The 26,678-nt window shown below is 58.0% G+C and carries 27 protein-coding genes and 1 tRNA gene; 14 read left to right on the top strand and 14 right to left on the bottom strand.

The annotated features are described in order from the left end of the window. Positions 1-357: 357 nt before the first annotated feature. Positions 358-1,299 carry an alpha/beta fold hydrolase gene (locus QZ869_RS01390; protein WP_296101176.1) on the top strand — a complete coding sequence of 314 codons (942 nt, stop codon included), beginning with the start codon at positions 358-360 and terminating at the stop codon, positions 1,297-1,299. A gap of 18 nt (positions 1,300-1,317) precedes the next feature. Here QZ869_RS01390 and hisN read toward each other — a convergent pair whose 3' ends face one another. Together hisN and QZ869_RS01380 are read right to left on the bottom strand one after the other, a co-directional pair. Beyond that, on the bottom strand, positions 1,318-2,094 hold the full coding sequence (gene hisN, locus QZ869_RS01385) for a histidinol-phosphatase (RefSeq protein WP_296102140.1): 777 nt from the start codon (positions 2,092-2,094) through the stop codon (positions 1,318-1,320). 348 nt (positions 2,095-2,442) lie between these two features. Beyond that, entirely contained in the window at positions 2,443-3,327 is an 885-nt protein-coding gene (locus QZ869_RS01380) for an N-formylglutamate amidohydrolase (protein WP_296040327.1), read from the bottom strand. A 180-nt stretch (positions 3,328-3,507) separates the two neighbouring features. Here QZ869_RS01380 and cpdR point away from each other — a divergent pair, with 180 nt between their 5' ends. The 11 genes from cpdR (at position 3,508) to QZ869_RS01325 (ending at position 13,357) form a co-directional block, all read left to right on the top strand. Beyond that, positions 3,508-3,870 (top strand): cell cycle two-component system response regulator CpdR, encoded by a 363-nt coding sequence (gene cpdR / locus QZ869_RS01375; RefSeq protein WP_027675545.1) that lies wholly within the window; start codon positions 3,508-3,510, stop codon positions 3,868-3,870. Positions 3,871-3,951: 81 nt separating this feature from the next. Next, a tRNA-Val gene (locus QZ869_RS01370) sits at positions 3,952-4,026 on the top strand. Between the two features lie 227 nt (positions 4,027-4,253). Next, a complete protein-coding gene (locus QZ869_RS01365) occupies positions 4,254-4,514 on the top strand; it encodes a hypothetical protein (RefSeq protein WP_296102138.1) in 261 nt (86 codons plus the stop codon). A gap of 59 nt (positions 4,515-4,573) precedes the next feature. Continuing rightward, positions 4,574-5,500 carry a metalloregulator ArsR/SmtB family transcription factor gene (locus QZ869_RS01360; RefSeq protein WP_296102137.1) on the top strand — a complete coding sequence of 309 codons (927 nt, stop codon included), beginning with the start codon at positions 4,574-4,576 and terminating at the stop codon, positions 5,498-5,500. Positions 5,501-5,672: 172 nt separating this feature from the next. Beyond that, positions 5,673-7,184, top strand: coding sequence for an alpha-N-arabinofuranosidase (locus QZ869_RS01355; protein ID WP_296102135.1), 1,512 nt, complete (start codon positions 5,673-5,675; stop codon positions 7,182-7,184). A gap of 44 nt (positions 7,185-7,228) precedes the next feature. Continuing rightward, positions 7,229-8,329, top strand: a complete 1,101-nt coding sequence (locus QZ869_RS01350) for an ABC transporter ATP-binding protein (RefSeq protein ID WP_296102133.1) — start codon at positions 7,229-7,231, stop codon at positions 8,327-8,329. Further along, on the top strand, positions 8,322-9,245 hold the full coding sequence (locus tag QZ869_RS01345; protein WP_296013930.1) for a carbohydrate ABC transporter permease: 924 nt from the start codon (positions 8,322-8,324) through the stop codon (positions 9,243-9,245). The genes QZ869_RS01350 and QZ869_RS01345 overlap by 8 nt, the downstream gene beginning before the upstream one ends. Further along, positions 9,245-10,093, top strand: a complete 849-nt coding sequence (locus QZ869_RS01340) for a carbohydrate ABC transporter permease (protein ID WP_296102131.1) — start codon at positions 9,245-9,247, stop codon at positions 10,091-10,093. Before QZ869_RS01345 ends, QZ869_RS01340 begins: the two co-directional genes overlap by 1 nt. A gap of 95 nt (positions 10,094-10,188) precedes the next feature. Continuing rightward, positions 10,189-11,508 (top strand): extracellular solute-binding protein, encoded by a 1,320-nt coding sequence (locus QZ869_RS01335; RefSeq protein WP_296013933.1) that lies wholly within the window; start codon positions 10,189-10,191, stop codon positions 11,506-11,508. Positions 11,509-11,702: 194 nt separating this feature from the next. Further along, the gene (locus QZ869_RS01330; protein ID WP_296102129.1) at positions 11,703-12,956 is read left to right on the top strand and encodes an acetylglutamate kinase; all 1,254 of its coding nucleotides are present in this window, start codon (positions 11,703-11,705) and stop codon (positions 12,954-12,956) included. Between the two features lie 14 nt (positions 12,957-12,970). Then, positions 12,971-13,357: an ACT domain-containing protein gene (locus QZ869_RS01325; protein ID WP_296102127.1), complete on the top strand. Its 387-nt coding sequence runs from the start codon at positions 12,971-12,973 to the stop codon at positions 13,355-13,357. A gap of 42 nt (positions 13,358-13,399) precedes the next feature. Here the strand turns inward: QZ869_RS01325 and QZ869_RS01320 are convergent, their stop codons facing one another. After that, complete coding sequence (locus tag QZ869_RS01320; RefSeq protein WP_296013939.1) at positions 13,400-13,540, bottom strand: DUF2256 domain-containing protein; 141 nt, start codon at positions 13,538-13,540, stop codon at positions 13,400-13,402. A 195-nt stretch (positions 13,541-13,735) separates the two neighbouring features. On the opposite strand from QZ869_RS01320, the gene QZ869_RS01315 reads away from it, so the two are divergent. Beyond that, entirely contained in the window at positions 13,736-14,308 is a 573-nt protein-coding gene (locus QZ869_RS01315) for a DedA family protein (protein ID WP_296102125.1), read from the top strand. 33 nt (positions 14,309-14,341) lie between these two features. Here QZ869_RS01315 and QZ869_RS01310 read toward each other — a convergent pair whose 3' ends face one another. The 11 genes from QZ869_RS01310 to QZ869_RS01260 form a co-directional block, all read right to left on the bottom strand. Continuing rightward, entirely contained in the window at positions 14,342-14,953 is a 612-nt protein-coding gene (locus tag QZ869_RS01310; protein ID WP_296013942.1) for a hypothetical protein, read from the bottom strand. Between the two features lie 14 nt (positions 14,954-14,967). After that, a complete protein-coding gene (locus QZ869_RS01305; protein WP_296040267.1) occupies positions 14,968-15,198 on the bottom strand; it encodes a hypothetical protein in 231 nt (76 codons plus the stop codon). A 13-nt stretch (positions 15,199-15,211) separates the two neighbouring features. Continuing rightward, on the bottom strand, positions 15,212-15,595 hold the full coding sequence (locus QZ869_RS01300) for a hypothetical protein (RefSeq protein WP_296102123.1): 384 nt from the start codon (positions 15,593-15,595) through the stop codon (positions 15,212-15,214). After that, positions 15,592-16,179 (bottom strand): lysozyme, encoded by a 588-nt coding sequence (locus QZ869_RS01295; RefSeq protein WP_296102122.1) that lies wholly within the window; start codon positions 16,177-16,179, stop codon positions 15,592-15,594. Before QZ869_RS01295 ends, QZ869_RS01300 begins: the two co-directional genes overlap by 4 nt. Next, on the bottom strand, positions 16,142-16,387 hold the full coding sequence (locus QZ869_RS01290; protein ID WP_296040259.1) for a hypothetical protein: 246 nt from the start codon (positions 16,385-16,387) through the stop codon (positions 16,142-16,144). The genes QZ869_RS01295 and QZ869_RS01290 overlap by 38 nt, the downstream gene beginning before the upstream one ends. 152 nt (positions 16,388-16,539) lie before the next feature. Continuing rightward, on the bottom strand, positions 16,540-18,204 hold the full coding sequence (locus tag QZ869_RS01285; RefSeq protein WP_296102120.1) for a hypothetical protein: 1,665 nt from the start codon (positions 18,202-18,204) through the stop codon (positions 16,540-16,542). 13 nt (positions 18,205-18,217) lie between these two features. Next, on the bottom strand, positions 18,218-18,634 hold the full coding sequence (locus QZ869_RS01280; RefSeq protein ID WP_296102118.1) for a hypothetical protein: 417 nt from the start codon (positions 18,632-18,634) through the stop codon (positions 18,218-18,220). Positions 18,635-18,777: 143 nt separating this feature from the next. After that, on the bottom strand, positions 18,778-20,442 hold the full coding sequence (locus tag QZ869_RS01275) for a hypothetical protein (RefSeq protein WP_296101191.1): 1,665 nt from the start codon (positions 20,440-20,442) through the stop codon (positions 18,778-18,780). A 135-nt stretch (positions 20,443-20,577) separates the two neighbouring features. Further along, complete coding sequence (locus tag QZ869_RS01270) at positions 20,578-22,722, bottom strand: hypothetical protein (protein WP_296102116.1); 2,145 nt, start codon at positions 22,720-22,722, stop codon at positions 20,578-20,580. Continuing rightward, entirely contained in the window at positions 22,712-24,193 is a 1,482-nt protein-coding gene (locus QZ869_RS01265; RefSeq protein WP_296102115.1) for a hypothetical protein, read from the bottom strand. Before QZ869_RS01265 ends, QZ869_RS01270 begins: the two co-directional genes overlap by 11 nt. A 17-nt stretch (positions 24,194-24,210) precedes the next feature. Then, on the bottom strand, positions 24,211-26,298 hold the full coding sequence (locus QZ869_RS01260) for a hypothetical protein (protein ID WP_296102113.1): 2,088 nt from the start codon (positions 26,296-26,298) through the stop codon (positions 24,211-24,213). A gap of 11 nt (positions 26,299-26,309) precedes the next feature. On the opposite strand from QZ869_RS01260, the gene QZ869_RS01255 reads away from it, so the two are divergent. Next, positions 26,310-26,582 (top strand): hypothetical protein, encoded by a 273-nt coding sequence (locus tag QZ869_RS01255; RefSeq protein WP_296040240.1) that lies wholly within the window; start codon positions 26,310-26,312, stop codon positions 26,580-26,582. Positions 26,583-26,678: the final 96 nt, after the last annotated feature.

The raw sequence follows: 26,678 nt of genomic DNA, 5'->3' as shown, positions 1-26,678 counted from the left end.
TGACGGCTGAATAAGAGGTTCCGGATGCGTTCATTTTCGCACCGCTAGAAACGTCTCATCGAAGGCAACTTCGAGGGCGGAAGAGCATCGTCCCTTCTCCTTCCGTCCGACTGGCCGGAACCGCGACTGCTAAGACCGACGGTTCCGGCAATTTTTCTGATGGCGCATATTTCCTTTGACGCATGCGGGCGCTCAACCTATCCCCTTCAGATATCTCTACGGCATCGGCCCGGAAATCGGATTCGATTTTCACGAAACACGATGCGTAGATTTAAAGAGGATAGAGCGTCCTTTGTGCTTGTAAAAAAGCCGCAGGACGCTCTCGTGCGACCACGATTTGCCCCAGGCAGGATATCGATGACCGAAGCCATTCTCCATGAGACCAAAGGCAATACCGTGCCCGGCAACCACCATATCGGAATTTTCGAAGGTCAAGGCGGGAAGAAACTGCGTTATGCGATTTTTCGCTCGGAACAGACGGTCGCGCGCGGAACCATCGTGCTGCTGCACGGCCGCAATGAAACGATCGAGAAATACTTTGAGACAATCCGCGATCTGACGGCGAAGGGCTTCTGGGTCGCGACCTTCGATACGCGCGGCCAGGGTGGTTCGGAGCGGTTATTGAAAAAGGCGGATGCCGGTTACGTGCGGCGCTTTTCCGATTATCAGAAGGACGTGTCGCTGTTTCTGGAACAGGTCGTGCTGCCGGACACGCGGCTGCCATTCTTCCTCATGGCGCATTCCACGGGCGGCTTGATCGCCTTGTCCATGGCCCCGCAACTCTCCAATCGCATCGAGCGCATGGCGCTCTGCTCGCCCTTTATCGCCCTGAGCGGCCAGTCCGTTTCGCCACGATGGGTCAAGACGATTGCAACAGCGCTGACCCTGACGGGCTTCGGCGGCAAGCAATTGGGCAAAGACCAGAGAGAGCGGGATTTCGACGGCAACCCGCTGACATCCGATGCCGAGCGCTTCGCCCGCAACATCGCCATGATCGGTAGCCACCCGGAGCTTTTCATCGGCAGGCCGACCGCTCGCTGGGTCTATGAGGTGATGAAGATCATGCCGAAAGTGACGCGGCAGGATCACCTTACCCACATCACCATTCCAACTTTGTTGTTGGCGCCGGTTCTCGATACCATCACGCCCTATGCGGCGCAGGAGGAATTGTCGCGCAATTTCCGGGCAGCGCAACTAATCCCGGTGATCGGCGCGCGCCACGAACTCTTCCAGGAACGCGACATATATCGTGCTCAGGCGCTTGCAGCGATCGACGCCTTTTTCGCGCCGGAGGAATAAACCGGACTGGACAGAAAATCAGAGCCCGGAAAGCAGCGCGAGCGCCTCTTCATGCACGGCCTTGCTGCCTGCAGCGATGATCCGCCCTGCCTCTTCCGGCCGTGCGCCATCCCAGGTGGTGATGATGCCGCCCGCCTGTTCGATGATCGGGATGAGCGCACCGACATCATAGGGCTTCAGGCCGGATTCGATGACGAGATCCACATGGCCGGCAGCCAGCAAAGCATAGGCATAGCAATCCACGCCATAGCGGAACAGGCGAACCTTAACCTGCACCTTGCCGTAACGCTCGGCCTCCGTTGGCGTGAAGATATGGGGCGAGGTGGTAAAGAGAATGGCATCCGAAAGCGACCGGCAGGCCCGCGTCCTGATCTCTTTTTCGCCCTCCGGCCCCTTGTACCATGCCTTCTCCCCATCGGCGTAATAGCGCTCGCCGGTAAAGGGCTGGTCCATCAGGCCCATTCTGGCGCGACCGCCGGATTGGAAACCGATCAGCGTTCCCCAGACCGGCACGCCTGAAATGAAGGCGCGGGTGCCGTCGATCGGATCGATCACCCAGACATGCTCGCGGTCGAGCCCGATGCTGCCATGCTCCTCGCCAAGGATGCCGTGATCGGGAAAACGCTCGGTGATCAGTGCGCGGATTGCCGCTTCGGCTGCCTGGTCGCCCTCCGTTACGGGATCGTAACCGCCGGCCTGCTTGTTATCGACAGCGATACCGGTGCGAAACCGGGGCAGCGTCTCCGCCTTGGCGGCATCGGCGAGGCGGAAGAAGAAGTCGCGATCTGGCAGCATGAAAATCCCCGGCATCTGTAATTGGCTGGAGAATCACATAGCGCGGTTCTGCGCGACTCGTCCACTCTCCTTACGTGAGGCACCTATTGCCTGCAGAATAGGCATGCCCAAGAAATGCCAGTCCACCATACATGCAACAACCCAAATATTGCCTATAATTTATACAAGTAATTATAATGATTGACAATTGTGCATTTTTATCTAGGATGGGGATCACAGTCTTTGACTGTAAATACCCTCCTTGGGTGTTTCCTCCCTAGACTTAACCGCGCGAAGGCGCGGTTTTTTTTGCGCTCAGCCCAGAGCGGCGCGAGACGTCCAGGCGTCCTGTTCGGGATGAAAAAAGCTTTATTCGGCCGCAAAGGCCATATCGATCACATATTCCGAGACGAAACCCGCCATCTGACGCATGAAGATGCCCAGAGCTGATTGCATGGCCGGGAAATCCGCCGCCTTCAGAAAGGTCTTTTCGTCCACATAGAGTGCGCGATTCACCTCGATCTGCAACGCATGCAGCGAGCGGATCGGCCGGCCGTAATGCTCGGTGATGAAACCGCCGGCATAGGGCTTGTTGCACACGGCGTTGAAGCCAAGCTCTTCAAGGAAATGCAACGCCGCACGGGAAATCTCCGCAGAGGCGCTAGTGCCGTAACGATCGCCGATGATGATGTCGGGGCGGATGTTCGATCCGGCTAGGCGGATATTGCCAGGCATGGAATGGCAGTCGATCAGCACCGCCATGCCATGCGTGGCATGGGTGCGCGAGACGAGGCGGCGCAGGCAAGCATGGTAGGGCTTGTAGATGCCCTCGACACGCGACAGCCCCTCCTCCACCGATAGGCGGTGCGCGTAGATATCCATGTTCTCCGCTACGATGCGCGGCACGGTGCCAAGACCGCCTGCAACGCGCATGGAGCCGATATTGGCGTAAGATGGCAGTGCGCCGTCGAACATGCGAGGATCGAGCTCATAGGGCTCGCGGTTGACATCCAGATAGGCGCGGGGGAAATTGGCCTTCAGCAGCGGCGCGCCGATATCAGGAGCGCACGCAAAAAGCTCATCGACGAAGCAATCTTCCGAGCGGCGAATTTCGTAGGAATCGAGCCGCGAGGATTCAAGAAAGGAAACGGGGTAACAGCGGCCGCTATGGGGTGAATTATAGACGAAGGGAATGCTGTGCACCGCAGGCTCGCACACCTCGAACAGCTCATATTCGCCCGTCACCCAGTCCATGCCGTCCCGTTTACCATGTCATAATTCTGCCAGACGCATCATGTTGCCAGTTGCGCCAGTGCAAGTCCATACTGGCAGGCAGTCACCCTCTCGTGATTCTACCATTCACATGATATTTACTCCGACAATGGTACAATCGCGATAGGGTATCCCAATAATTCTGTAGTTACGGTCACTTATATGGTTCAGAAAATTCTTCTCGCCGAAGACGACAATGACATGCGCCGCTTCCTGGTGAAGGCGCTTGAAAAGGCCGGATACAAGGTCTCGTCCTTCGATAATGGTGCAAGCGCCTATGATCGGCTTCGCGAAGAGCCTTTCTCACTGCTTTTGACCGATATCGTCATGCCGGAAATGGACGGCATCGAGCTTGCGCGCCGCGCCACCGAACTCGATCCCGACCTCAAGGTCATGTTCATCACCGGTTTCGCAGCGGTTGCTTTGAATGCTGATTCGAAGGCGCCGAAGGATGCCAAGGTGCTTTCCAAGCCATTCCACCTTCGCGACCTCGTCGACGAGGTCAACAAACTCCTTGTGGCGTAAGGGTTTCAAAAAAACCTGTCACAAAATCGAAAAAGGCAGTTGACGCTTCATTCGGTTATGTGATTTATGCGCCGCAACGGAGGGCGTGTAGCTCAGCGGGAGAGCACTACGTTGACATCGTAGGGGTCACAGGTTCAATCCCTGTCACGCCCACCATCCGAATTCAAAGAAATCAAGGCCTTGCAAAATATTGCAGGGCCTTTTTCTTTATTGTCCCGCCCTGCCCCAGACAGCAATATACCGCACACAGGACCACGTCGCTGGCGTTCGAAGCAACAAGCCAGGATGTACCGTGGCGACGAGCCAGTGCGGCATGAGTTCCCTTCGCTCCGAGGATGAGTCCGGGCGCGATAGAAACAGGACTATGTGATAAAGGTAGACGAATGAGCAATCGCACCTCATCTGGGCTGAGGCGCTTCGTCAGCGCCGCCTCAGGTCCGTGGAAAGCAGCAATCTGCTTTTTTGGCGTCGTTGCAGCTCTGATGGGAATGAATGCAGTAGCGATCCTGTGCGGATGGTACACGCTCTCCAATCGCCTCGTAGCCTATACCGCTCTCGCTGCCGTCGGATTTTTCGTATCCGTGCTCCTGCAAGCCTATTTCAGCCTCACCGCCTCTAAACGGGATCGGGCAGACAGGAAGTAGCGACTTTTCAATTATCAGAAAGCGCGATACAAATCGGAAAATCCGAATGTAAAAGCGCCATGACGAAAAAATTCCTCATCATCGATCCCGAGACCGACCACGCCGTGTTGAAGGGCATTGCCTCGCCGACGCGAGCGACCATGCTGAAAATGCTGCATGATCGCGGCCCGATGAATGTCAACGACATGGCGGCGGCTCTGGAACTGCCGCAATCGACTGTTTCCACCCATATCCAGATTCTGGAAGATGCCGGCCTGTTGCAGAGCGAGACGCAGAAGGCGCGCAAGGGAAGCCAGAAGATTTGCCGCGCCACGGTGGAAGAGGTTGTTGTCGTCTTCAAGAGTGAGGTGCGTGAGCCGCGCAAGGACATGATCGAGGTGGCGATGCCAGTGGGTCTTTACACCGGCTTCGAGGTGACGGCGCCTTGCGGGCTCTGCTCCACGGACGGCATTATCGGGCTTCTCGATGTTCCGAATGCACTTCTGGATCCGGACCGGATGAAGGCGGGGCTGATCTGGTTTACCCGTGGCCATGTGGAATATCAGTTCCCCAACAATGCCAAACTCTCCAACACCGCAATTCGCGAGCTTGAAGTAGCGGTGGAGCTGAGCTCGGAAGTGCCAGGAACCAGCGCCGACTGGCCGTCTGACATATTGCTGACCATCAACGGCAAGAAGGTCGGCGTGTGGACCTCACCCGGAGATTTCGGCGATAAACGTGGCGTCTATACGCCAGACTGGTGGAAGCTCAAGGGCTCGCAATATGGCAAGCTGAAGAACTGGCGCGTCGGACCGGACGGCACCTTCGTCGATGGCGTGCAGATTTCCGATGTGACGCTGGCCGACCTCGATCTTGCCAGCCATCACTCCATTCGCGTGCGCATCGGTATCGAGGACGACGCCAAGCATCCGGGTGGCATCAATATCTTCGGCAAGGGCTTTGGCAATTACGATCAGGACATCGTTCTGCGCCTGAAAATCGAATAATATCAAGAATTCCGATATTTAAAATAAGAAAGCGACATCAAGTTGTTAGAAATTACGGGTAGCTTCTTCAAGCGGCATCAGCGCTCTTCCGGTTGACCCTTACCGGATTTTCCGATTTATTATCAGCAATGGCGATACATATCGCTTTTTATGATATGAATGGGAGGAATGCATGAAGGTGTCGGTTGTGGCGCATCCGCAATTTGTCGTGGCGGATATTGATCCAAGACTCTACGGGTCTTTCATCGAGCATCTCGGTCGCGCGGTCTATACCGGCATCTACGAGCCAGCCCACGAAGCGGCCGATCAGAACGGCATGCGTCAGGATGTCATCGATCTCGTCAAGGAACTGGATGTTCCGATCGTGCGCTATCCCGGCGGCAACTTCGTTTCCGCCTACAATTGGGAAGATGGTGTTGGCCCCAAGGAAGAACGTCCCGTACGCCTCGATCTTGCCTGGCATACTTCTGAGAGCAACGAAGTCGGCCTGCATGAATTTGCCGACTGGTGCGTATCCGCCAACACCGAAATGATGCTGGCCGTCAATCTCGGCTCGCGTGGGCTGGATGAAGCGCGCAATATGCTGGAATATGCCAATCATCCCGGCGGCAGCGAGTGGAGCGACAAGCGCATTGCCAATGGGCGCAAGGAGCCCTTCGACGTCAAGCTCTGGTGCCTCGGCAACGAGATGGATGGCCCCTGGCAGATCGGCCACAAGACAGCCGATGAGTATGGCCGCCTGGCCCATGAGACCGCCAAGGCCATGCGCGCCTTCGACAGCTCGCTCGAACTTGTCGTCTGTGGCTCGTCCAATGCCAAGATGCCGACCTATCCGGAGTGGGAAGCGACCGTTCTCGATCACACTTATAATGAGGTCGATTACATCTCGCTTCACATGTATTTCGAAAACCACGCCAATGATGTGGGCAACTATCTGGCGATGAACCAGAAGCTCGATGACTATATCATGTCGGTCGCGGGCGTCATCGATTACATCAAGGCCAAGAAGCGCTCGTCGCGCCAGGTCTACATCTCTTTCGACGAGTGGAACGTCTGGTATCACTCGAAGGAACAGGACAAGAAAACGCTTGCCGGCGCCGATGGCTGGCCATTTGCCCCACCGCTCCTTGAGGATATTTACAATTTCGAGGATGTGCTGCAGGTCGGCCTGATCCTCAACACCTTTATCCGCCGCTCGCATGTGGTGCGCATTGCCTGCCTGGCGCAGCTCGTGAACGTCATTGCGCCGATCATGACCGCGCCGAACGGACCGGCCTGGCGCCAGACGATCTTCTATCCCTTCCTGTTTGCCTCCCGCTACGGTCGCGGCAAGGCGCTGGATCTGAAGGTCGACAGCCCCACCTATAAGAGCGATGTGGCGGGCGAGGTATCCTGCCTCGACGTATCCGCCGTGCATGACGAGGAAGGCCGCTTCGTCAGCTTCTTCATTGTCAACCGCTCCGACAAGGAGATCGAGGCCGACTTCGACGTCGCAGCCTTCGGCAGCGAAAGCAGCATCGCCGATCATCAGATCATGACCCATGCCGATCTGAAGGCCGTGAACACTGAAGCGAATATGAACAACGTCGCGCCGAAAAAGGCCGATACTGCAACGCTTGCCAACGGGCGGCTTTCGGCGCGTTGCGCTCCCTACTCCTACCAGATGCTCCGCATCAAGGTCTGACCGGCTGAGCCGGGAATGCCAGACGGGTCATGGGAGGAGAGACAATGACGGCAAGTATCGATATCAACAATGTGAGCAAGCACTTCGGCGGGCTGACCGTTTTCGAAGGGCTGTCGCTTTCCATTCCGGCGCATGAATTCGTCGTCTTCCTCGGCCCTTCCGGCTGCGGCAAGTCCACGCTTTTACGCATGATTGCCGGGCTGGAAAGTGTCGATGACGGCGAAATCCGCATCAATGGCGAACGCATCGACGACCAGCCACCGGGCAAACGCGGCGTCGCCATGGTCTTCCAGTCCTATGCGCTCTATCCGCATATGACGGTGCGCGACAACATGGCCTTCGGGCTGAAGAACATCGCTGTCGACAGCTCCGTCATCGATGCCCGTATTGCCGAAGCCGCACGCATGCTGGAGATCGGCCATCTGCTGGAGCGCAAGCCCGGGCAATTGTCCGGAGGCCAGCGCCAGCGCGTCGCCATCGGTCGGGCCGTCGTGAAAGAGCCGAAGGCCTTTCTCTTCGACGAGCCATTGTCCAACCTCGATGCGGCACTGCGCACCCGCACCCGCATCGAGCTTGCCCAACTGCACCAGCGGCTAAAATCGACGATGATCTTCGTCACCCATGACCAGATCGAAGCCATGACGCTGGCAGACCGCATCGTCGTCATGAACAACCGGCAGATCGAGCAGATCGGCACGCCGATGGAGATCTACAATCGTCCCGCCAGCCGCTTCGTCGCCGGCTTCGTCGGTGCCCCGGCAATGAATTTCCTGCCCGTCACCATCGGCACGGATGCTGGCTTGGTGAGCGTCGAAACCGCCTCCGGCATCAAGATCGCAACCGCCATTCCCGCCGCAGGCATCGCGCCCGGCGCATTCGAACTCGGCCTGCGCTCGGAAGACGTGCGCATCACCACACCCGGCAGCGGCTCTGCCGAAGGCATTGTGGATGTGGTGGAGCGGCTGGGAGAGCGCACGCTGGTCTATGTGCGCCTTGCCGACGGCCAGCAGCTTGTCGGCTCCGATAGCGGCGATAGCCGTGTTACGGTCGGCGACCGGGTGGCCCTCTCCTTCGATAGCGCCAAGGCGCATCTCTTCGATGCGTCAGGCCGCGCCTGGCATGCGCGGGAGGTGGGTCATGGCTGAAGCACTGACCGCAGCAAATAAAGCCCCAATCAAGCGAAGAAAAAGCGTCGATATCTACGCGCCGCAATGGCGAAACTTCCTCTTCGTCGCGCCCTATCTCGTCTTCTTCGTCACGCTGCTTGTCGTTCCGCTCTTCTGGGGAATCTGGCTGTCCTTCCACAAGGCGGATACATTCTCCTCCGGCCGCTTCATCGGCCTCGGAAATTATGTCCGCCTGTTCAATGACAAGATCTTCCTGCAGTCGATCTGGAACACCTTCTATTTCGTTCTCTTGACCGTCCCGTCGCTGGCCTTGCTCGGCCTGTTTCTGGCGCTCTGCCTTAACAAGCGCACCCGCAGCGCCGCCGTTCTCAGAGGCCTGTTCTTTTCGTCGTCGGTTCTCTCCGTCACCATCGTCACGCTGATCTGGCGGATCGTCTACATTCCCGATATCGGCCTTCTGTCGATGATTTTCGGCCTGTTCGGTGCTCGTGCCCCTGCCTTCCTGTCGGACCCGAGCCTTGCTATGATCGGCATCGCTATCGCCACCGTCTGGTGGTGCATCGGCCTGCCGATGATGCTGTTTCTCTCGGCCCTTCAACAGATCCCGCAGGATATCTACGAGGCCGCAGCCCTCGATAATGCCAACCGCTGGCAGACGCTGCGGTCCATCACCCTGCCCTCGATCAAGCGCACCTTCGTGCTCGTCGTCATCATCCAGATCGTCTTTCAGTTCCAGCTCTTCGGCCAGGCGCTGTTGATGACGCGCGGTGGCCCGAACAACCTCACCAAGCCGATCGTCTTCTATATCTACGAAACCGCCTTCCGCCGCTGGGATCTTGGCCTCGGTGCCGCCGCGTCCGAAGTGCTTTTCGTGCTGATCCTGATCGCGGCCATGGTGCAATTTCTGGTGTCCCGCAGAAAGGCAGATGTGTGATGGCTTCGCAAAACTCCAACATCATCGGCAGATCCTTCGGCGACCGCGTTCTCTACGGCCTCGTCATCCTTCTGGCGATCGTCATGGCAGCGCCTGTCATTTACGTCATCGCGCTGTCCTTGAAAGACAACAATGCGCTGATGGTCGATCCGCATTCGGTCTTCCATCTGCCCTACACGATCAAGAACTATATCGACACGATCGGCACCTCCAGCGTGTTTCTCTGGGTGTTCAACAGCATCGTGGTGGCTGGCGGCATGACGATCATGACGCTGGTCCTGTCATCACTTGCGGGTTATGGCTTTGCCCGGCTGAACTTCCCCGGTCGCGACGTCCTCTTCGTTCTGGTGCTACTGGGTCTTGCCGTGCCGGAACAGGCGGTGCTCATTGCCCGCCATCAGATCTTCAGCTGGCTTGGCCTGCACAATTCCTATCCCGGGCTGATCCTGCCGGGCCTGTCATCCGCCTTTGGCGTGTTCCTGATGACGCAATATTTCCGCGCCATCCCAAAGGAGCTGGATGAGGCGGCGATCCTCGACAATGCCAGCCGCTTCCGCGTCTTCTGGAAGGTGCTTCTGCCACTGACCGTTCCGGCCCAAGCGACACTTGGCATCTTCACCTTTCTCGGCGCCTGGAACGATTACTTCTGGCCGCTGATCTCTGCGACGAAGAAGGAAATGTTCACGCTCACCGTCGGCATTGCCTCGACGCAAATGAACTTTGCCCAGTCGCAGGGCATCGGCTTTCTGATGGCGCAGGCGGTGTTCGCCGGCGCACCGATCCTGATCATCTATCTGTTTTTCCAGAAATATATCGTCACCGCCGTATCTGGCGCGGCGGTGCGGTGATGCATGACGCTCCGGCCAAGATGCAAGGCCTGAACGAATGAGGAAAAGACGCCGCTCGCCCAGCGACGGCGAAACCTGAGGAGGAGGAGACTATCATGACTTTGAGGACATTGTTTCTCGCCACCATATCCGCAGCCGCGGTTCTGGTCGCATCACCAAGCTTTGCCGAGACCGAATTGCAGGTGCAGCGCTTCTTCGGCGCCTGCGACGCAGATTTCGGCAAGAACACCGATGTCAGCAAGGCGGTGGGCGAATGCGGCATCATCACTTCGATGATCAACAAATTCGCTGCCGACAATCCCGATATCAAGATCAATGTCACCACGGTGGAATGGCCGGGCTACGACCAGTTGACCGCTCAGTTCGCCTCGGGCGACGCACCGGATATCGTCACCATCCATGAATCTGTCCTGTCCGACTATCAGTCCAAGGATCTGCTGGTCCCGCTTGACGACATGCTGAAGACGGTCGGCGTGACGCCGGACAAATTTACCGACGCCGCCAAGGAAGGTGTCACCAAGAACGGCAAGATCTACGGCCTGCCGATCGACAACTGGACCATGCTCTACCACATCAACATGGACCTGTTCAAAACCGCAGGCCTCGTCAATGCCGATGGCACGCCGATCCTGCCGAAATCACCGGAAGAGTTGCTGGCCCAGGCCGAGCAGTTCAAGCAGAAGACCGGCAAGCCCTATTTCGTCCAGAACCTCGCCAACGAGACGGCGCTCTATGCCCGCAATCTCTACACCTATCTCTTCCAGCAGAATTCCGATTTCTTCGCTGATCCGAAGAAGGTGAAGTTCAACACGCCGGAAGCACGCAAGATCGTGGAGATGTACAAGACCATCTTCGAAAAGGACGACACGACGAAGGACCTTGATTACGGCGGCTCCATCAACGCGTTTCTCGGCGGTGAAGGCGGCGTGCACCTGAACGGCACCTGGATGGTCGGCGACTACAATGCCCAATCTGAAAAGCCGGGCACCGCGCTGAACAAGGGCGGCTATGCGGTCTATCCCTATCCGCAGCTCTTCCCCGGCGCCAAGGCGCAATATGCCGATGGCCACAGCTGGGCCGTCTCCAAGAAGGACCGCACCCCGGAGCAGGAAGCGGCAATCGCCAAATTCCTGAAATTCTTTGCCGATAATGATTTCGAATGGTCGCGCACCGGTCACCTGCCGGCTTACAAGGCGGTCATCGAATCCGCCGAGTTCAAGGCGCTGCCGCATCGCGATACGATTGCGCCGATCGCCACGCTTGGCAAGCCGCTGCCCTCTGCCGTCCAGCGCCAGTTCGCCATCCAGGATATTGTCGGTGAGGAAATGAGTGCAGCAATCAGCGGCCAGAAGGATGTTGAATCCGCGCTGGCCGATATGGAAAGCCGCGTCAACGAGCTTCTCGCCAACCTCTGATCAGTAGACCGCAGCCCCCCTTTGCTGCGGTCTCTCGCGCCTCGCCTACCCTCCCGGGGGCGAGGCGCGAGATTTTGATGAGCGCACCGCTCTCTTTTTCGCCTTGATGGTCGATATGATTTGGAAATGGACAATCTTGGTCCTATGGGTGAAACCCACTCCATCGCCCGAAACAATCAACGACCGTGCCTAAAATGCAAAGCGACACCCGCCAGACAATCGTGCGTCTCCTCTCCACCATGGCAAGCGCCAAGGAGATCGACCAGTATCTGAAACGCTTCTCTCAGCTCGATGCCAAGCGCTTCGCGGTGGTCAACATCGATGGCGCGATCCTGCACGATGCGCGCGAAGCGGAGGCAACAGCCTCGTCGCTGTCGTTTCTGCAACAGGTCGGCCTGACGCCTATCGTCCTGTTGGGGGCAGCCTCTGGCAATCAATTTGAGTTTTCGGCAGAAGCTTTGAATCTCAAGCTTGTCGAACTGCTTGAGCAGCAAGGCGCGCGCGCCACTTCGATTGCGGCAGGCATCTTCATGGCGCAAACGTCGACGGGCACTACTGCCAATCCTGTTGCAACCATCAGCACCGTCGAACTGGCACCGATCGAAGCCAGCCTCGATGCTGGATCGATCCCCGTCATCAGCAGCGTCGGAGAGACACCATCGGGCCAAGTCATCGAGATCGGCAGCGATGACGCGACCAGCGAGATGGTACGGTCGTTGCAACCGTTCAAGGTCATTTTTCTGACAAGCCAAGGCGGCTTGCGCCATGACACTGGCCGCCGGATCGATTCGATCAACCTGTCTACCGAATACGACCAGTTCGTCGGCAAGACCTATTGCGACGGCGGCTTTACCTTCAAGATCGAGCAGATGAGAGAGTTGCTGGACGTCTTGCCGATGGAGTCTTCGATCTCGATCACCAACCCGGCCAATCTGGCGCAGGAGCTTTTTACCCATAAGGGCTCCGGCACGCTGATCCGCCGCGGCGAGCGCGTGCTGCGCGCCACCTCCTGGGAGGAACTGGACCTGACCCGGTTGCGAGCACTGATCGAATCCAGCTTCGGGCGGCCCGTGGTGGCGGATTATTTCCAGCGCACCCGCCTGCTGCGGGCCTATATCAGCGAGCATTACCGCGCCGCCATCATCATGACTGAAGAAGATGGCGTGCCTTATCTCGACAAGTTCGCCGTGCTGGACGAGGCGCAGGGCGAGGGCCTGGGACGTGCGGTCTGGAAGGTCATGCGCGAAGAGACACCGCAATTGTTCTGGCGCTCGCGCCACAACAACCAGGTCAACATATTCTATTACGCCCAGTCCGATGGCTGTTTCAAACAGGAGCGCTGGAAAGTGTTCTGGTGCGGCCTGACGGATTTCTCAAAGATCGAAAAATGCGTGGCCCATTGCGCGGTACGTCCCACGACCTTGATCGACGCTGCAACCAGGCAGTAAAGGGACGAGACGCCGTGCCACATTCGATCAATCTGCGCATTGTTCCCGGTCTCTATGGCGTCGCTCGGCTTGCCGCCGACGCATCCGTCCCTGACTGGTTCAATGGGCCCGGCTTCTCCGCCCTGGTGAGAAGCGATGATGAACTCACTCTGATCTGCCTGCAAGACCGCGTGCCGGGGGACATCGAAGCCGAGCCGAACTGGCGCTGCCTGCGCAGCCTCGGCCCCATTCCGTTTAATGCCACCGGCATCCTTCAGGCACTGATCCAGCCGATCTCCGAAAATGGCATAGGCGTATTCGTTCTCTGCACCTTTGACGGCGAGCATATTCTCGTGCCGGACAGGGATTGGGACCGCGCAGAACGTCTTCTTGAAGAGGCAGGGCACGTCTTCGTTTCGTAGTGGCGCTCTCATCACTTCGTCAGGACGGGCGGGAGCGAACCCTTATTTCGCTTCGCGGCATCGCTGGGAGCAGAATTTTACAGTCTCCCAGTCCTTAGCCCATTTCTTGCGCCAGACGAAAGGCCTGCCGCAGACCGGGCAGATCTTCGAAGGCAGGTCCGATTTTTTCCGATGTTTCGCCATCCGCTCCTCCAGTCCCACGCCTTACGGCATCACTCGCCGGCTGGATCACGAAACGATAAGGCAGCAGATCCCTTTACGCGCCGACACACCGAAAATACCGAGGACGAACAAGGGACAGGCGCGAAACCAGGATGCGGTGGCAACCATTTATGCCCCACGACAGTCTTACCATCGACCATTCATCCGGAAGACATCATGGCCTTTGAACACTTCATAACCGATTACGGCGTTACCGCCGTTCTCATTGGCTCCGGCGTCGAGGGAGAGACCGTCGCATTTCTCGGCGGGGTCTTGGCCCACAAGGGTCTGTTTCCCTATTCGCAGGCCGCCATGGCAGCCGCCATTGGCTCATTCCTGGCAGACCAGATCCTGTTTTTTCTCGGACGCTATGCCAGCGATTTTAGAGCGGTGAAGCGGCTGACGGCAAAGCCCGCAATGAGGCGCGTCACCTCCTGGCTGGAACAGCACCCCAACGCTTTCATCTTTTTCTTCCGCTTCGTCTATGGCATTCGCACGATCAGCCCGGTCGCAATCGGCCTGTCCTCCATTGCGGCCACCCGCTTCTTCTTCATCAACATGATTTCCGCCGCCACTTGGGGCACCGTCATCACCGCTGTCGGCTATGGTTTGGGACAGGCTGTCGAAACGCTGCTCGGCAGACTTGCGATCGGCCATCATCTAGCGCTCGTCTTGATCCCCTGCATCCTCATCATCGCGGCAATTGCCTTCGGCGTGCATCATTTCGCCAGATCTTCGGAAAAGACATGATCGGCACCACATGCCGCACGTGACTTTGAGGAATTACTGAGGCTGAGCTCGCCTCTTCTGCTCGTCGATCTGGCGCTGTTGAGCGCTAAAGCGTTGATCGTAATCGGCAAAAGCGCGATCGAGCTCGGGACGCGGGACCTGCGCATCGCGCAAATCCTTGATTTCTGTTTCCAGTCGAATGCGGTCCTCGGAGCCGCGCTGTTGTCGCCACTCCATTTCCTGGCGCGTCACCATCCGCTCGGTCATGGCCACGATGCTCTGCTGCGTGGTTTCGGCCAATCTGGCGACAGCCGTCTGTGCCAATTCGGAATTTTTCAGGATCGCGGCATCGAGACGGCTCTGGTCCTTGCTGAGTGTGCCATAAACAAAGGCGCTGAGCGCCGCCAGGATCGTGAACGACACGCCAACCGCCGACCAGACGACAGGCCATTGGGTACGGCTGCGCTCCGCAAGGCTGGCAGACAGGCCGGAGATCGACGTGCGCATCTCATTGGCAATTACCCCCATGGCGTTTTCCACCTGCTTAAAACCAGAGCGCATTTCCGTTTCAAGATCGCTCTGCCTGCGCCCCAGGTTGGTGACGCGCTCGCCAAGCTGTGCGGTGGCGGCATCGCTATAGGCGCGGTGGGTTTCATGGCCGTTCATGTCTTCAAGTCCTGTCATTGCCTGATACCACGCTCCACGCCCTGCGGCGTGGTCGGGTCGAAACGTGTTTTCACGCCATCGTAAAAGGAGGCGCATCGCCCGGTGCGTCGGTCAGCGAGATCGGCCGCAACTTCCCATCGCAATTGCGTATTGCGCGGCTTCTCGATCCCGTATTTCGGCACGACCCTGTCCATCGTCTGACGGCACTCATCGGGCAGATCCGGAAGGCGGATTCCTGCGGCCATCCTGCCCCGCGCGTCAGCGGCTGCAATCAGCCGCGCCTCTTTGCCGGCACAGCCAGAGACGATCAGCATCGCTCCAGCGGTAATCGCCATCATCCATCGTCTGGTTGTCATTGCGGATCGCCTCTTCGAGTTCAGTCTGGCGTTTTCGTTGGGTAAGAGCATCGGCCACCGCACGCTTGCGATAGTCTTCAAGCGCCTGGGCGCTCGCATTGCGCTGGCGCTCCAGTTCCGTAGCCTTTGCCTCGGCGGCGGTCTTTTCCGAGAGAAGCACATAACCTTTCAGCAGTGTCGCATCATGCGACGCCAGCCACAGCCGAAAGCCGCCGAAGGCCAGCAGGGCCACGATGATAAGCGCTGCAAATCGCGCCGGAAGCGAAGTCGGAAAAAAAATACTCATAGGCCGCTCAGGCAGAGTTCCGCCTCGCCAATGCGCTGCGCGTCGCCCATTTCCCGACGGTTGACGAGGCCGCGCACGATCTGGCCACCGGCACGATTGAAGGCCGTCTGCGCCTCACAGGCCGCCCGCCACTGCCCTGCCTCAACGCGCGCCTTCGCCGTCGACCGGCACCAGGCACCGACACCAAAATTATAGGCGCCGGAGATCATCGACGCACGAACGCTCAAAGGTGCTTTCGCCAGGTTCGGAGAGCATGTCATGATCGCCTGGTGATAGTCATCATGGACGCGGCGCAGAAGCATGTCGCGACACTGCGCCTTCGTCTTCGTCATGCCGGGACCGACACCTTTCGTCTCGCCATAGCAGATGTCCCAGATTTTCGCGTAAGGGTCCCAATGGGATTGCAGCACCAGCCCCTCCCAGGGGATGATGGCCTTCTCCACTGCCAGAATGACGGCGGGATCCATTTTCGCCGCCGTGGCATAACGGTCATAGGCCGTATAGCCACCGGCAGCGATACTGGCGAGCACCGCCGCAATTGCAGCCTTACCCCGCCGTGTCGGCGTGATCCTGTTGATCGGCATCGACAATACCTTTCTGAGCAAGAATACGGGAAATAAAGGCCGCGCAGGTCGCGGCCCCTGAAAGCGCGGCAAAAACGCCGCGCGGAATATCGAGATTCTCATCGATGATCGGCAGAAACACTTCGAGGCCGGACAGAAGCCCGGCAAGCACGAGCAATCGAATGGACCAGGCGCGTTTCAGCACCTGCCGCCAATTGGCAATCAGCATGGTTTTTTCCTTTGAAGAGCGCCTGGCCGTTGTCACGCCACGGCGTGAAGCGGTCTTGCCTTCGCCGCTGTCGAATGCCTGAGGGTCTAAGAGAAGCTCAAGGATTGAAATGCGCCGTCGGGACGCGATGACCATGTCGGTCAACGACCAGATTAGGCAGACAGCTTTGCTTTTTCACTATCAGCTAGCTTCGTGGCCAGTTGCCTGACCAGCACCGGCATGGGGTGCAACCCGTCGCCGTAGTTCACCGGAATTTGATAGAGCCGCGCACCGATGGGAAAGATGGTCGCGATCGCCGACTGCAATTTCAGCGTGTCACCTAAAATCTCAGCGATGACACTGCCCGATCCCAACAGTGTCGTCCCATCCGGCGAGTAGACGCGAAGCTGCTGCTCTGGTTGATAAAGCGAGCCATCCGCCACCTGAAAGGTCTGATAGGTCGCGGTGCCATCCGTTCCAGCCTGTTCCGTGAGGCTGGACCACGGAAGTTCATCATACATCGGAGGCTTGGCAAGCCCCGCAGAACCTTGCCACGCCGCCAGTGTATCGATGGCGGCATCGGCGACATTATCCTTCAGCGCCAGAAGGTCATTGCGAAGCCGCCACTTGCCGGATGCATCCGTGCCGTCTGCCGGCCACACATTGTTTGCGCTATAGGACACGGCGTTGGCGTCGGTGTATTCCTGGCTATTGGCAGCCCGACCCAGTGGCACGAGATGGACGAGCCGGACACCGGGATAGCGCGTGCGAAGGCGTGACGCCAAGCCCGTGACGCGGCTCCACCAGGTCGCGTAGGAGGTTGTCGTATCGTTCTGACCCATTTGATTGAGGATCGCCGTAAAGGGCAGCTTCCCATTGTTGAAAGCCTTCACCTGATCGAGAATCTCCCAGCGGCGGGTGGCGATGGAAGAGCCGCTGCCTGTCAATTCGCGTAAGCTCGCCGAACCTGGCATACCAATTACCAGATGCGGAACCCGGCCAGCGGTGTCCTTTCTATCAAGCCATTTGCGCAGGTAACCGAGATTACCCCGTGCATCGGCATTTGGACCATATTCCTGACGGGCCTCGCCGATACTGTCTGCCACAACCAGAGCGACAGGACGCCCATCCCAGTCTCCCCTGGCGACCATGAAATCCGGGCCATAATGCTGATACTGCGCCTGCTGGCCATAACCGGCATCGCCAGTTGAGCTGATGAGTGCGGAGGTGCTCGCCGCTTCAGGCGTGGCCTGAAACGCCTGTACCGCGCTGAGGCTTGCGCCGCCCCAGACACGCTCGCCGCGATGATGCTGGACACGATAGACCGGCCAGACTTTGTCACCTGCGCTCGCGACATGGTAGACAGTCCAAAGCTCAACATCACCCTCCGCATCGACATCGCCAGGGATCGTGATCTCGTCCGTCCAGACGCCGTTCGTCTGATCCGCAATCGTTACACCGGCACTGCCCCCGTTGAAGGTGACAGGATAGAACTGCCCTCTGTAACGCAGGACAAATTCGTCGATTATGACAGAATTTCCCGGAGTACCGAGCGTGCCGGTGACGATCGTTTCCTGCGGAGAATTCCCGCCCTCCGTGGATGCGAAGCCCGAGAAATGGAACCTGAAGGCGCGGGTCTTGAACTGAGGACAGCCGACCTTGATTTTCGTGCAGATGTACGTGTTGTTGGCAAGAGCCGTGTAGATCGCGCCGGACGGCATACGCGCACGTGTCGCAAACACCATGTAACGATCAGGATCGAACGGTGGCGCTACACCACTCGTCTGGACCACACCCATTCCGAGAGCCAAACCCAGACCCGTCATTTCACCGCTCATCGTTTAAACCCCATCAGGAAACCGCATAAAATGAACCAGCCGCGGTTCCGAGGGATATCTTCGTTATTGCGAGCGGCAAGATCGTGGGACCGACAGCAAAGGTGAATTGGATATCCGCGCCGCCAAAAGTCAGCGTCGCCGTGCCGGCCGTTGTAATATTCGCGAGAATGCCTCTACCGGCGACTCTTGCCGTATTGTTGGTATATGCCGCAGCGCTGCTATAACCGCTATTAGCCTTGTCGAGCGCATCCTTGTCTTCGGTTGAAAGGGCTGTTGGAACTGAATGCGCGGCGGTCGATCGCCCTGGAGGCAGCGCTTGCGCTGGATTGCCAGAACTATCGAGAGAAACAGAAACGACAACAGGAGCACCGGCATCGTCGCCGCGCGCATCCTGATAAACGACAGTGTCGAATTTCTTGGTAATGCTCATGTTCGTGACCTTTTGTGTTATGGCTGAATTGGACGGGAACCAGTTCTGAGGGGGCAATTAACTGCAAGCGCGCTCTGCGACAAAAAGTTAAGTTGCTATAGCCAGCAAGAGGAAGCCGACCCTGTTCACGAAGTACCGCTGAGTTACCCCTTCGCTCTCACAATCATCTGCCATTTAGCAGGATTGATCAGGTATGGCGCACCACCTATTTTCTGGTTGAAATAGACACCGCCTGAGGAAAAGATGATCATTATATTGATCCTAGTCTTAGATACCGTAATACCGTGGCCGCCATAGTTATCGGGAAGCGAGGGCGCTACGTTCACGACATCTCCCGGCGAATATCCGCCTTCGGTCTGCATGTTTACGAAATCCAGCGTGATCCAACTCGGAAACTTCCCAAGCGAATGTTCGACCACCACAATGCCGCTCCCAATCACAGTTTGCGGAGTGCTGATGAACGGTGCATCTGCCTCCAACGCCGAGAGGCGTGTAAGCACGGATTGAACTTTGTTGGCGAGCGACGTAAAATCAGCGCTTCCAGGCGCCTGATCGGCGGCGTATGCCTTGATCCAGTACGAAAAGGTTTTGTTGACCGGGCGCGTTTCCATTGCTGTTCGAGCGACCCTTGAAGCGCTGAATGATAGGGACTCACCGTTGTTGGAGCCTCGTCCAACATCACCTGTCCCGTTACCCGCTCCGCGTGCAAAGGCGCCAGTTGCGGTAGTACTAATGGACGGAGCCTGTGAAAGCTCGCCAGTGATGTTCTGCAGCGCATCCTGCTGCACAGCGCCAAACACACGCCCGCTATCCACAAGCTGCCCTGGCCTCCAACCGCGCGGAAAGTACCCTCCCATATCCTCAATAATCGGATCGCCTTCGCCGTTGGTGCTTGCGCCATTGGCGAGCAACCAGGCTCGCAGTTGCGGATAGGCTGGCGTGCAGGGCGCACCGTTCATCAGCAGAAATCCGGCTGGCGGGTTGTTGCCGTTGCCGGGCATCATCATGACGCCACCAATCGGGAGGCCGAATACCTCTTGCAGCTTGGCAAAGGTCTGCTTCTTGATCGTCCAGCTATCGCCGCTATCGGCAAAACCGAACTCATCGGCCATTGAAGGCGTCGCCTTCAATGGGGCGTTGCGCACAGCAGCAGACCAACCGGCGATAACGGAATCTTTCGCAGCTTCTGCCTTTTTGGCCTGATGCAGTGCTGAATACTGGCCCGATCCCGGAACCACCTCTTGATTTTCCGGCGCGCTCGCCCACCGTTCCGACAGGCCAGCCGCTTGAAAAGCCTCTTCAACTCTGCCAGCAGCATCGCTAGAAAACTGGCTCGCCTCATCGCGGCTTTGCTTTGCGCCCTGCGCATAGCCCTCTGCCGCAGCAATCTGCGTCATGGAAGGCTTTTCCTGTCCGGGCTCAACAGTCAGCGATCGCTCCGTCGCCTCCTTTACCGACTGGATTTGCATAACCATCTGATCAAGCCGACGCTCCACAACTTCAGGATAGTAGGCCCCCTGGTTTTCCAGTGATGTCTCCTGGGTGAGCGGCAGTCGCCGCACCAGCGTCAGTGTCTGGCCGGCCAGCAGCGGCGTGGCCTTGATGACATCGCCGCCGGTCTCGCTGCCAATGCCGGTGACGGAATAATCGCCATTGTCGAGAGAAAGATCGGACACGTCACCCGAAGCGGAAATCAGAACCGCCCGAATGTGCCTGGCATCGAGAATCTTGAATGCATAAGGAAAAGTCCTGGTTGAGCCGTTGCCGTAAAACGGCCCGGCCACGCTCACTTCGCTTGAAACCGTCATGGTTCACTCCATAAAAAAAGCGCCTTCGCAGGCGCCTGTCATTTCGGTCTGTGTGATCACTGTTTGAAAACGCGGGCGGAAAATCACCCCTCCATCGTCGCCGTTGTTATCGACTGGCAGAGCATGCTGCAGCCGTTAAAGAAACACCTCCCATTGTGGGTCGCCATTCACCGCACCCGTACCAATGGCTGCGGCTTTCGCCAGCCACTCCTCAGAAACGTCAAGCACCAGCCCAAGCGCGGAAAGTCCTGCGGTAAAATCGAAACCTGCGCGTGCCGTCATATCCGAGCTTGACGGCACATCGCCCCATCCAGCCTCGAAGGCGTCGAACAGCTGGCCAGGCTGAGATGTCATACCCGCTCCATACTCGGCTTTCGCTCCGAGAAAGAGACCCATCAGCGCGTCGAAATCGCCGTCCGTCTCACTATCCCCCGCGCTCGCGGTCGCGACGAGGACTTGGGCGATGACCGCCGGCATGGCAATTCCAGCCATATAGACGGCAAACAGACGCGGCGCGCCGGCATAACCAAAGTGCCCCATGATCGGCTGGAGATTCCCGCCGACGAGAGACGCCTGACCGTTAAAATAGCTGTAAAACAGAGCGAACAATGGCATGAAGGTCTCACCTTCTGTCGACGTTTCGGTGCCCGCAATTTCCTGGACAAGACTGTCGGCCTTCAGCAGAGCATCGGCCTGCACCATACCCTTGGCAATTGCCTCGTCATAAGCCGAGTGCCAGGCAACGACATTCAGAACGGCTCGAGCGCCGCTTTTCAGAATGTCGCCATACACCGCTGCCTTTTGTTGAAGGAGCCCGCCGTTCTCCGGCTTGACCACCGCGTCTGCGAGACGAGTTTCCATTTCCCGACTGCCCGCGCCGATACGCGCTTTCATGATGGGAGAAAGACGTGCCGCCTCTTCCCGCATCGCCGCGCCCTCACCTTGGCACATGAAACGGATGAGCGCCGCCTTCAGCCGCTCAGGCGCAAGCTGCCGCAGAGTGGAGAACCCGCCCGTCGCCAGTGCGGCCGCGTTGACCATATCCAGGACCATGTTGCGAACACCCGGCTCACCACGTATCCGCTTCAATGTGCCAAGCAGCGTTTGCCCTTCCGGCGTTCCTGGCAGCCCACTCGATACCGGTTGCCGAACGATGCTCAGCCATGGACCGATCACCGTCTCGAAAATCCCGGGCGCCACCTCATCCAGTGCGAAGCGGATCTCCGGACGGCCAATCATCTGAGCCAACGGCTGAACAACGGGCTCGAGATGGATAAACCTCAACAGCCGATCCACATGCGCTGGCAACATCAGAATATCCAATGCGATCGATCGTGCGTCATCTCCGGCCGGCAAGCCAAGGAAAGCCGGCCAGCGGGCCGGAAGCATGGATGCGGGATTCTCACCCTGCTGCGAACCTTGCTTCATGCTGCCCCTGTCCAGCATATCGGTACTCACTTCGAACACCGCTGGAATGAAGCCACCCTCATAGGTGCCGAACGGCGTCCTGATCGCGGCAGGCAAGACCGGTCTGAAGGAAAATCCGCATATCTTGCGGTGTGCCTCCTGCGCCGGACGCTTAAGCCCATCCATCACATCCCAAATGGCTTGCGCCGCATCATGATCGGCCTTGGTGACGGTACCCTCTTTCCACATCCGCAGAAGAAAGCCATCCCATCCAGCCTCCCAGCCGCGCCCGGCCAGAAGCTTTTTCCGATTGCTGTCGTTGCCCATGTGCAGAAGCGCATGAAATAGCTGGCCCTTGTTTTCGAATATGTATCCAAGCTCCGGTGCGCTGATCGCCGGCCCGAAAAACTCAGCCTTGCGCGGCTCGATAATTGCCCGGAGGGCACGAAGATGAGCCGCCTTTTCCTTTTGGTACAGGTCGAATGCGTCTCTCACTGGCTGAACGATGTAACGCGCATACACGCCCTCCATCCCTCCATCCATATCCAGCGCAAAAACCTCGACGCGCCGCATCGCCGCGGCAAAAGAAAGGGGCGAAAGAGCGCCTGCACCAACAGCCTTGAGACTGCGTTGAAGTGCGGCATTTCGGTCCCCGCTGCGCGTCTCCACAACCGCCAGGAGCGCGCTAATAACGGAGTCGCGATCCTCCCGCACTCCCTCGATCTCGATGCTTTTCGCAGCCCGGCCAACCTCCTCGACATTGTCGATCGCGTCATGAACGGCATCGAACTCTGCAACCGTCAGATCACCGAACACTCTCTCTTCAGCCCAGGTATAGACCTCTTCGGCTTGTGAAACCGCATTATAGAACAAGGTCGCCCTCCTTCATTTGCTCGAGCCAACCGTCCATATCGAAACGAACGGGCATGCTCGCCAGTCCAAATTTTGCGGCAAGCATGCGTATCGCCTTTCGGTGATCCGCCTCCTCACCCGCCGTCCATTCGTCATCCGTGGCGTCCAGCGCCGCCATCCGGTCGATTAGCCTTTCGAGCTGGTCAGCCTTGGCGGAAGCCGCCATGTAAAAATGGCAGGCCATCAGCTGTCGGCGCTTTGCCTCCGCCGCTTGGCTCAGATCGTCCTTGGTAAAGGCACTCGCCGCCTCGGCAGCGGTCTTGCGCTCCGCCGCAAGGTGGCGGTCCGAATCTGTCGCACTGGACACTTTCAGCGCACTGAAAAGCCGGTGGACATTCCCCTCCACCTCCTGGCGGGTCGTCGCCTCGCCGCCGGAAAGTTTGCTCAGCACGTTCAGTTCCGCCAGCAGAAACTCGCGACGCTTGTCCCCGTGCAGCGCCTTCAGCGCCTCTTCTTCCAACTGGCCATCCAGCAAAAGATCGCCATGGCGCTCGATCATCGTCTGCTCTGTCAGAAGCTCGATGGCAAGTTCGATAGGACGCGCCCGCACCAGCGCCTGCACAAACGTCCGGCCGCTGTCGAACCCATACATGCCGGCGGCAATATCCGGGTGAATGCCATCACGTCCGGCAAAGGCATTGGCATGGTCCAGCTCGCCCTCGCCTCCATCGGAAGGAGAAGAAAGCGGCTTCAACCCGAATTCCCGCTGCAGAACGCCCCTGTCCAGCTTGATCCGCCCCACCGGCCTGCCATCGAAATCCGTGCCAAACCGCAATGCCTGAATGGCACGGTAGATTGGAACAGCCTGCAATGTCCGGGTGGCGTTCTCTTTCATCGTCTCGCGCTCCTTGCGATACCAGTCCTGGCGCGCGAGAAAGATCGGCTTCATCACCTGACGCCGCAGTTTTTGATGCGCCTCATCATCGGCCTCTTCATCAAGCCGGCGCAGGCGCCGGTGCTCGTCAGCGGAAAGCCCCGCCGTCTTCGCACCCGTAAACAGCATGCCCGCAGACATGTCATCGCGCGCCTCTTCAATCGCCGCATGCGTTACCAGCATCCGCAAAAGCACATCGCGAATATCGGGCGAGAGCGACAGATCAGCACTGCGCAATGCCCCATAAACATGCAGAAGCCACTCGGCAAAATGCTCGAAAACGGTGCGAAGAGCCACAGAAGGCGCCTTACCCTCCAGCAGATACACCTCAAAGGCATGGGCAAAATGCGCGTGGATCGTTCTTTCGTCAGCACCAGAAACTTCTCGCCCCCAGTTGCGCAGACTATCACCCATCTCCTCAACATCGGCATCCGTCCGGCCTATTTCAGGAAGTGTGCCCAGAAAATACCGGCTCGTCCCACGAAGAAATGTGCCAAGCTCGACACTTTCAAAAAGCCGGATGAGGGATGAGTTGTGATCGGGTTCAACAGCGTCCATCGAATCCCTCCTTCAATTTATCGCCCGTTTCGTTCCAACGTCTTTCGACGCTCTGGCCAGGGCATCTCGCTCGGTATCACGGGGCCTTGTCGCTTGAAAATCTCAGGCGACGGACTGGGCGATTCCAGCCTGACCACAGGCGCGGTGGATGATTCCAGTATCGCCTTGAAGCGCTCTATAGGCATGCCCGCGTCAGAAGCAGCCGGTGAGGAAAGCGGCGGCGGAGAGGCCAGAGTTCTCTCACCCTTTGACGAAACGCCATTCCCGTCGGGCGTAGGAACGGCAGCAGCTGCACTATTAAAACCACTGTCCCCTCTAGAAGGACCAACCGCCGCCTGCCCCAAAGCACCATTGGTCGAGGACGCGCCAGCCGGCGGGTTTTCCCGCAAATAGTCTTCGCGCGTCCGACCGGTCTTAGCCGATCTCACCCCGCGCGTGGCATCCAGCGCAACAGCCCCAGACTGCGCCTGCTCCGGAAGAACGCCGGAATGCGGCAGACGCTGAACATCCTGCTGACGCTCGTGGTGCGCAATTTTTTGATTTTTCTCCTGAACTCCCCGCACGGCCTCGGCATCGCTATTTGCCGGGGATGAGCGCTCGCTCTCACGCGCTCTCGACGCCTGCACTTCGGCAAGCGTCTTGGCACGTGGATCGAAGCGCATATGAGGCAGCAACGCTGAATCGTATTTCCCCCCCGCCAAGTGTGTCGCATAAGTAGAAAGACGTAGTTTGACGTCTCCACCGCTGGAAATGGCTACATTCAATTGCGCGTTATCGAAACCGGGCAAATTTCGGAATGCCGTGCTCGTGTCATCACCACTGTTTCGAAAGGCGTCGCTAAACTTTTTCCCCTCTATGTGAAGCGTCTCGATCGGCGTATCTTTGGTCACCACGCGTAGGTAGTCGCCAAATTCTTCTGGATGAAGCGCACGAACCTTGGACGAAGTGGCATGCTCTGATATTTCGGTGAGCGTCTGCCCCGCTGCTTCCGGCTGCTCGGCCCCGCCGCGGGGCTGGGGTTGACCGAATGCTTTGTTTACGACCTTCGGGATACCTTGAAACATCACCGACTTCGCAACGCCATTTACGCCTGCTTGAAGCAGGCCGTCGTCTAGTTTTTGATCCGGCTTGTAATAATCGATTGCAATCGCGTTCTGCCCAGTCTTTTTCGCTATATCCTTTGCTCCTGTCCAAGTAGCCTTGAACAGCAATTCCGCGCCAAGTCTCCTCCAACCCTTTCCTGCCTTCCGATCCTTCTCACCCTTCCCGTCCTCCACTTCCTCCTTTCCTTCGATCAAATTATCGACAGGCAGTTCGAGGGCACCTAACAAGAAGCCCGACCTAGCCGCGCTCGTCTGAGCATTTTCATCGGCTCCAGCTCTTCGCGCATTGCTGGCGGACTCACCGGCATTCGCAAAGCCATCGACGACCGGTGCCAGGACGCGTCCGGCAACTGGAATAGCGCTGATGGCAACATTGGGGAGTTCATCACCGATAAGCTCGCCAGCTTGTCTGGCCCAGCTGTCCTTCCATTTCTCCCTGGCGCGAAACGTTTCTTCGCTGGAATCCTGAATCCACTCTCCGGTAGACTGAAGACCTTCTGATACAAAATTGAGCCACCCTTCCTCGCCAGGGGCTTCGTTCGGACCCGGCGGCGTGTAGATCATTTGTCCCAGTCCCTCGGTGACAGTGCCTATCTTTTTCGCGCCTGATCCGAGAGCACCCTTTCCAAACTCAATGACATCGCCCGGCCCGCGGGTTTCAGCCAGCCACTCCCAGGCCCCTTCCCCCAGTTCGATTGCCTCATCTTTCAGGTTAACGTTGGAAAGCCGCTCCCAAAATGAAAGTTCGCGCAATTCCCCCTTCGCGGCCTCTGCGTTCTTAGGCACTTGGACCCAAGAACACAGCATGGGATTTTCCCGGAGAATTTGCTCTTTGATACGAAGATTGATCTCATTAGAGGACCAATCGGCGGCCTGCTTGGCGGGCTTATTGAGAGCGGAGAGGTCAAACTTACCCTGACGTATCATCTCCTCATACGCCGTCTGCTTGACAGTGGCCCCGGCCTGTGTAGGGGTCCTGTCTCGATTTTCTTCTGGGGACATGGGGGTCTCGCTTGAAAAGAATATTTTTCGCAGCACTCTGCACGACGGTCGTCGCGGCACTGGTCACGGGACAGTTTGATTGGGATCCGGCTAGATTTTCCGCGAGCCCTGGCCGGGTCGTCGGAGAGTGGGTTGGGACCGTGCTCCCCACCTTCGCAGCAGGTTCAATCGTTGGCTCGATCGTCTATTGGGTACGACGTCGTTCGAGTAATCCCTGGAAAGGCGCGCTGGCAGCAGTCATCACCTGCTTGATTCTTGAAGCACTCTCTATCATGGCAGGATGAACCAAAAGCCCAGGCCTAAGCTTAGAGCCAGTGGGTAGACCTGGTAGGGCAAAAGGCGCGCGTGACGGTCGCGACATTTTTCAGGATGTCCCACTA

This window comes from uncultured Agrobacterium sp. (assembly GCF_913777885.1).
GTDB lineage: Bacteria > Pseudomonadota > Alphaproteobacteria > Rhizobiales > Rhizobiaceae > Agrobacterium.
Note: the sequence above shows the minus strand (reverse complement) of the source record. Positions and strands in the feature narration are given on the sequence as shown.